Annotated in this window: 6 protein-coding genes and 2 pseudogenes; all 8 read right to left on the bottom strand. The window is 52.8% G+C overall.

The window, feature by feature from the left end; translation table 11 throughout:
- A pseudogene (locus DWX68_RS14305) lies at window positions 1–875 on the bottom strand (hypothetical protein); the annotation flags it as partial.
- A 426-nt stretch (window positions 876–1,301) separates the two neighbouring features.
- Window positions 1,302–2,528, bottom strand: a complete 1,227-nt coding sequence (locus tag DWX68_RS14295) for a plasmid recombination protein (protein ID WP_182432203.1) — start codon at window positions 2,526–2,528, stop codon at window positions 1,302–1,304.
- A 280-nt stretch (window positions 2,529–2,808) separates the two neighbouring features.
- Complete coding sequence (locus DWX68_RS14290) at window positions 2,809–3,162, bottom strand: helix-turn-helix transcriptional regulator (RefSeq protein WP_117515911.1); 354 nt, start codon at window positions 3,160–3,162, stop codon at window positions 2,809–2,811.
- Between the two features lie 83 nt (window positions 3,163–3,245).
- Window positions 3,246–3,761, bottom strand: coding sequence for a hypothetical protein (locus tag DWX68_RS14285; RefSeq protein WP_117515913.1), 516 nt, complete (start codon window positions 3,759–3,761; stop codon window positions 3,246–3,248).
- Complete coding sequence (locus DWX68_RS14280; protein WP_087295647.1) at window positions 3,758–4,006, bottom strand: hypothetical protein; 249 nt, start codon at window positions 4,004–4,006, stop codon at window positions 3,758–3,760. Before DWX68_RS14280 ends, DWX68_RS14285 begins: the two co-directional genes overlap by 4 nt.
- Window positions 4,007–4,024: 18 nt before the next feature.
- Window positions 4,025–4,297, bottom strand: coding sequence for a type II toxin-antitoxin system YafQ family toxin (locus DWX68_RS14275; RefSeq protein ID WP_066859802.1), 273 nt, complete (start codon window positions 4,295–4,297; stop codon window positions 4,025–4,027).
- Window positions 4,290–4,571, bottom strand: coding sequence for a type II toxin-antitoxin system RelB/DinJ family antitoxin (locus tag DWX68_RS14270; RefSeq protein ID WP_087295645.1), 282 nt, complete (start codon window positions 4,569–4,571; stop codon window positions 4,290–4,292). Before DWX68_RS14270 ends, DWX68_RS14275 begins: the two co-directional genes overlap by 8 nt.
- 245 nt (window positions 4,572–4,816) lie before the next feature.
- Window positions 4,817–5,524: pseudogene (locus DWX68_RS14265) on the bottom strand (hypothetical protein); the annotation flags it as partial.

Here is a 5,524-nt window from a genome sequence, read left to right as displayed (position 1 = left end):
CGGCCCCGCCGCTCCTTCTTGACGATCCGCCGCTCATACCAATCCGGGTACTTCTCTTTCGCCTCGGCCAGCGACAGGCGGCTCTTTCTCATAAGCCCCTCAAGCCGCTGCTGTTCCCCGTTGCTGTCCGGGATATAATCAAGCAGCCACGCCAGCTCCACCGGCCCGCCGAGCCGGAACGCCCTCACAGGATACTCACCCCCCAGCTTCGAGCCGGAGCCGACCACCCGAAAGCCCTGCAAAATCCCCTGCATTTGCGGCTCCTTGATAGTGGAGGTAAACTTATTCCAAATCTGCCGGGTAAGGGAATATTTCAGCTCTTTCAAGCATTTCTGGTTGTACGGGTACATAGGCACCGGCTCTTTCAGCACATAATACAGGTGAAGCCCTGTCCCGCTGTTTACAACAAAGGTTGCCTGGGGCAAAATATCCTTATTCATCTGGTGCAGCGTGTCCCGGAGCTGAGGCATACCCACCCCGTCCAGGTCAAAGACCAGAGCATAGAGATACCGGGCATTTTTGCCACACCGCCGCCGCCCAAAATAAGAAATCGGGGACATAATCGTAAAATCGGTGTCTTGCAGCTCCCGCAGCTCGTCCAGCTCGTCAGTGATGGTACAGCGTTTCGCTTTACCGTCCCCCTCGATCTGCAAGGCAATCCCCGTTGCCTTGTCAACCTCACCTTTCGGCACCGTCACCGCAATTCCATTTCCCTTCCTGTCCTCAAAATGACCCTTCCTCTCGAAAGATCCTTCCGGGAAGATCTCACGATAAAACTCATACGGCTCCACCGGCTCCAAAAACTTCTCTAAATGCTCGTTCTTTTCCCTGTAAAGTTCCCGCAGCCGTTCCAGAGCTTCTTGCTGATCCGCCATTCCTTACACCTCTTTTCGTACATTCTGCAAACCCACAGGGGGAAAAGGGGGAGCCAAAGAGCGGCCCCAAAGGGGCCTTAAAGAGAAAGTCACCTCCCCCTTTTCCCCCTCGCTCTGGGGCATGGAAATGATGGAAAACCTTTCAGGTTTACCACATTCCCACACCCCGCCGCTCACCCCCATAACCCTCTCCGACTTTCTCCCTGTCCGAGAGAGAATATTTTATTATTTTTCTCCCTGGCCTAAAGGCCAGAGGGGGGCATATATTATCAATATATTTTATTCCCTATTTTACAACCCACTAACTCCCTGCCATCTCCCATACCCCATAGGGGGGCATATATTATCAATATATTTTATTCCCTATTTTTACTGTTATTATAGCCTGTCCGGGCGGCTCTTGCAAGGCCCCCTGACAGGCTTCTTTTACAGCTCCATACCACCCCAGGTATGGCCCCGTTCCTGCTCTCTTTCCGGCTGCTGCACCTCTGGCACAGGTAGTAGCTCACGCGCCTTTTCGACCAGGGGCCGGAACTGCTCTGGCAAGTGCCGATCCAGGAAATCCAGCACCGCCCCGATCCCTTCCTGAAGCCGCGCCGAAAACCCGCGCTCCCGGCTCAAATCTTCTTCCAGGTATTCCACCTGCACTTTGAGCTGCCGGTTTTCATTTTCAAGCCGCTGCCGCTCCTGGGCCTCCTTCAGCTTTTCTTTCGTCGAGGGGATTTTCTGCTGAAGCTGTTGGTTTTCTACCTTCAGCTCCCGCACCTTCTGCTCTGCCGCCGCGCCCCGGATCACCGCCGCCTTCAGCTCCTTCACCTGCTCCACCGTCACGCCCTTGACGGCCCCTGTCAGCGTCTTTTCCGGCTGTATTGCGTCCAGATCGGGCTTGACCTTCTCAACCGCTTTCAGCAGCTTCACATTCCCTTGCAGGGCCTTTCTCTGCTTTTCCAGAGCCGCGATCTCCTGCTCTGCCGCTATCACCTGTTCCTGGACAGCTTCAAGCCGCTGGGCCGCTGCTCTATACTCTGGCAGCTCCATATGAGGCCGGCCACCGCCCAGGCTGATAATCTCAAATTCGTGCGCCTGGGCGATTTCCGTTAGAGCTTCTTTCTCCCGTTCCATCCAGGCTTTCCATTCTGTCTGCTTCCGGCCCAGCCCTTCAAATCCCTGCTGCTTTAACGCCTGTTTCATTGATACCCGCGTTGAGAGGCCCCGGCTCTGTTCCGTTGCCACAGGCACGAAGTCCACATGGAGGTGGGGCGTGGCCTCGTCCATGTGCAGCACCATATTGAACACCCGCAGATGAGGGTTGCGCTCCTGGAAGGATTCTGCAAATTCTTTGAGAGCTGCCGCCGCCCGTTCCCCTCCAGGGGAGCCGCACCCGCAGTCCGTCAAGTTGCCGATCTGAAAGATAGCCTCGTGAAATAGCTTTTCCTGCTTGCTCTGCCTGATATGCTCATAGTAGTCTGGTATCTTGTCCCTGGTCTTTTTCTTTTTGGCATTGTAGGCAGCCAGGGCTTCATCGAAAAGTTCGTGGTACACCTTTTTCAAATCCTCGTTGCAAAAGGTGACATTCTGCCCCGACCTGCTCCGGTCTACATTCGCCGCTGAAAAGCTCCTGTTGTTGTGCCGGATGCTTCCCCGGCCCGTCATTCCCGAAATGGTTGTACCTATAAAATCACCCGTCCCTTTCCTGCAAAAAGCCCATATCTTACTATTCTTATTTTACCATAACTGGCCGCAGGCCACAACCTCTTTGTTACTTTCTTGTGAGAAAGTAACGCAAAAGCACTTTCACACCGCCGCCCCTTTGGGGCTGGCAGTATGAAAGTGCTTTTGCGCGCTCCCGCGGGGGATTGCCGGAGCTGCCAACCGCTACGGTTTCCCGCTGCTTTCGGGCGGCTCCGGCTGGGGCTTCGGCCACACTGTCAAATTACTGCTTTATGTTCTGCAAAATTTCCTCAACCGTCGTTCTGTACAACTTTGCCAGCGCAATCAAATTAGAGGTACTCGGATCACATTCTCCGCTTTCCCACTTAGATACTGCTTGCCGACTAACCCCTATTGTTTCTGCTACAAATTCTTGAGTCATCTTATTTTTAGTCCGCAAGTCTTTCAATACTTCACCTAAATTTTGCTTAAGGACGCTCTTTTCAGCTCTTACATCTTTAGACCTAATATATTTCTTCAAAGCTCGAATAATTAAGATAACCAGATAGATAAATAGCCCGAAAAGACCTGCATAGATGATCAAAGAAATAACCAGCATTGGTGCCGCTATACTCATATTTGTTCCTCCTTTCTGATTATCATTTTAGCAATAACTTCTCGGTTGCTACCATCAATTATTGAGCAACTTTAAGTTGCTTTCTACTTTCCAAACAGTTTACTAAACCACCCGCGCTTTTGCTCCGGCTCCTGGCCCTGCTGATCCGCTCCGGCCTCCCCGGTAAGAAGCTGCTGCTGGATTGTCCCCGCGTGAAGGGCCTGGGCCGCCGCTGCTGTCTGCTGGGCGGCAAGCAGCGCCGCGCTGACCTCTGCCAGCCTTGCGTTTAGTTCCTCAATCTGCCGGTCTTTCACTTCAAGCTGCCCCTGCAGCGTGTCGATGGTGGCCTGCAAAACTGCTACCACTCCGGCCTCTTGCGACTGCTCCGGCACCGCTCCAATGGAGCGCTCCGTATGCGTATCCGTATGCGCTCCATTGGAGCGGTCATCTTTCAAAAAATCTTGTTTTATCAGGGTTTCAGCCTGCTCCGATAGATACAATACCCCCTGCTCCGTATGCGTATACGGAGCGCAAACCGTATGCAGCTTGCCTTTGTATCGCTTATAGACCGCCTGCTTTGATACCCCTATCTCGTCGGCTATCTGCCGTATCGTTTTCATACTTTCACGAACAGGCCCACAGGACACACACCCTTAAACCCAGGCGTAGATATGTACCAGCAAGCAGGGCCTGTCGGCTCCCAGGCTACTTCAAGGGTAATCTCGTGCCAGCCATCTGGAAACAGAGCTGTAAATCCCTCTCCTGCGTGTATGCCGCGCCCTTCCAAGAGCAGACGAGGGTGCGGATCATCGTCTGCCGGATCGGGAAGCTGTATCTGCGCGATCCTCTCTTTATCCCAGCTCATAGACCTTTCCTCCTTCCCCTAAAATAAGTCGCTATGCGATCCCGTCCGGGTAAGATATAAAATCAGCTCGTCCCCGTCCACTTCGTAGATCAGCAACCAATCCGGCGTAATGTGGCACTCACGACACCCCGCATAGTCCCCGGAAAGCTGGTGATCCCTGTTCTTCTCCGGCAACGGCTCCCCCGCAGCCAGCTTTTTAATAATATCGGTCAGCAAAGAAATATCAAAGCCGCGCTTTTTCACACGCTTCAAATCCTTCTGAAACTTTGTGGTTGGTCTTATGTTATACATCGGCAAGCAGCTCCTCCATCATCTGATCGACATTGGAATAGGTCTTGCCGAGGCTCGGATCGGCCTTCATTCTCTTTACTTCCTGGATTGCTTCGACGGTTTCTGCGTTCGGCACATCGCCGCTGATTTCAAAGGGTATTCTATACTCTCTCACCGCCTTACGAGCAAAAACATTGAACGCCGTTGTCATCGTCATTCCCATATCAGCACAGAACGCCTCAAACTGCCGCTTCAAATCTGCGTCCATACGAATGTTAATATTTGTATTCGCCATAGATAGCAACTCCTTTCACTCTTATTATATACATTGTATCATTTTTTATTTACAATGTCAATACATTTTCCTGCCCGTTTCCCCAAGCCCTGGCTCTTAAACTTCTGCCCTGGTATGTACGCATTTAGGTGGCAAAAAAGCCTTGATTTATGCGGCTTTCCGGGCGCGGTAGAGAGGGGGCCGGTATATTTACCCTCGGAGGGCTGAAAACGGCTTCTAAAGCGTAACAGGGGCCTTTCTGGGCCTTATTCCTGGCCTCCATTGTGCAGCGCGTCCAGGAGCCAATCGCTTAACTCCTGGGAAGGGGACACCTGCACTGTTATATGCCCATTTTCAAAGCGTACCGCTGGCGGCGGGCAATCCCACCACTTACGGACGGTTTTCGGATCAAGGCCAGTTTCCCGGTGACAGTCAGCCTTGCGCCCCTCCGGGTGCTGCTGCCGCCATTCATAAACCCGCACCTGAGCCGTTCCGCTGCCTTTAGGCCGCCCGTTCCCTTCTCTCCAATCCTTTTTCCCTTGCTGTTTCGCTTTAATATCCCGAATAGCTCTTGCAATTTCAAGATGATCTGCTTGTCTTTGAAAATTACGCTTATTGACAGGCATAGTCAGGCCGGAGAGCTTCGCTATATCGTCCCTGGGGAATGTCACATAGTCCTCATTGAACATTTCCAGAGCGCACACCACATCATCTTTTGTAAAGCGGTTTATATCCTCCACGCTCATATCATCGTAGGGCCGGAGCAGCGCGAAAGCGTCCCGGCGCAGCTCGTCCTCGTCTATCCCGCATTTTTTCGCATAAATCGCCAGCGTCATAATGCCATAGAAACGATGGCCCACCCGGATTTCATCGGCGATCCGGTGCAGCCACCAGTCGTAAAGGTCACGCTTAACCGTCCATCGGCCCCGCCGCTCCTTCTTGACGATCCGCCGCTCATACCAATCCGGGTACTT

The sequence above is a fragment of the Clostridium sp. AF20-7 genome (genome assembly GCF_003479275.1).
Taxonomy (GTDB): Bacteria; Bacillota; Clostridia; order Lachnospirales; family Lachnospiraceae; genus Otoolea; species Otoolea fessa.
This window is presented reverse-complemented; position numbering and strand designations above follow the sequence as displayed.